This window comes from Psychrobacter sp. Ps6 (assembly GCF_022129235.1).
Taxonomy (GTDB): Bacteria; Pseudomonadota; Gammaproteobacteria; order Pseudomonadales; family Moraxellaceae; genus Psychrobacter.
Window position 1 is genome coordinate 1 of sequence record NZ_JADQAI010000178.1, and the last position, 1088, is coordinate 1088.

General features: G+C 43.6%; 1 protein-coding gene. It reads right to left on the reverse strand.

The features are described from left to right. Positions 1-357: 357 nt before the first annotated feature. Positions 358-1088: sugar phosphate nucleotidyltransferase (locus I3255_RS14710; protein WP_238039497.1), on the reverse strand; the 731-nt coding region annotated here is incomplete at its 5' end.

A 1088-nucleotide genomic window follows, 5' to 3' on the forward strand; every position in this document is an offset into this window, starting at 1 on the left:
TTTCAGGTTGTGAATGCGTATCCGGGGAATCCGCATAAGAGTTATGGGTATTTGCAGGAACTGGGAATGTATTTGTCATCCCGGAAGTGAAGAACGAACTATCCGGGATCTCTCACCGCACGTCGTAAAATTGATACCAATATTTATTTCCCGATACGCTTTAAGAGATCCCCTATCTCGTTCGTTTCACTCTCTGTAGGGGATGACAGTGCCTTTGTCATCCCGGAAGTGAGGAACGAACTATCCGGGAGCTCTTACCACACACCGTAAAATTAATATCAGTATTTATTTTCCGATATGCTTTAAGAGATCCCCTATCTCGTTCGTTTCACTCACTGTAGGGGATGACTATAGGTATTAAGCTTTCGCCTTCAAATACGCTTTAAAATCTTCACCAAGATCTTTATGACGCATGCCATATTCCACAAACGCTTTTAGGTAGCCTAGCTTATCGCCACAGTCGTGAGATTTTCCGCTCATATGGAAAGCTTCAACAGTCTCTTCAGCCATTAGCATATCGATAGCATCGGTTAGCTGAATTTCATCACCTGCACCAGGAGGCGTAATCGCAAGCTTATCCCAAATTTTATGAGATAAAACATAGCGACCAACAACTGCTAGGTTTGATGGCGCATCTTCAACCGCAGGCTTTTCAACCATACGCGTCATTGGGCAAGACTCACCAGCAGCAAGCTCTGTACCGTTGCAATCTACTACACCATATTTAGATACATCACTCATTGGTACAGGTTCTACCATAATTTGGCTTGCTCCTGTCTCTTCATAGCGTTGTAGCATAGCAGCTAGGTTTTCTTTGCTTTGATCTGCAGTGTATTCATCCAAAATCACATCAGGCAGTACTACAGCAAATGGCGCATCACCCACTAGTGGTTTAGCACACAATACTGCATGGCCTAGACCTTTAGCATGACCTTGACGCACGTGCATCACTGTCACATCTTTTGGACAGATATTTCGTACTTCATCAAGAAGCTGACGTTTAACACGCGCTTCAAGTGTCGCTTCTAGCTCAAATGAAGTATCAAAGTGGTTTTCAATCGCGTTTTTAGAAGAATGCGTTACTAGCA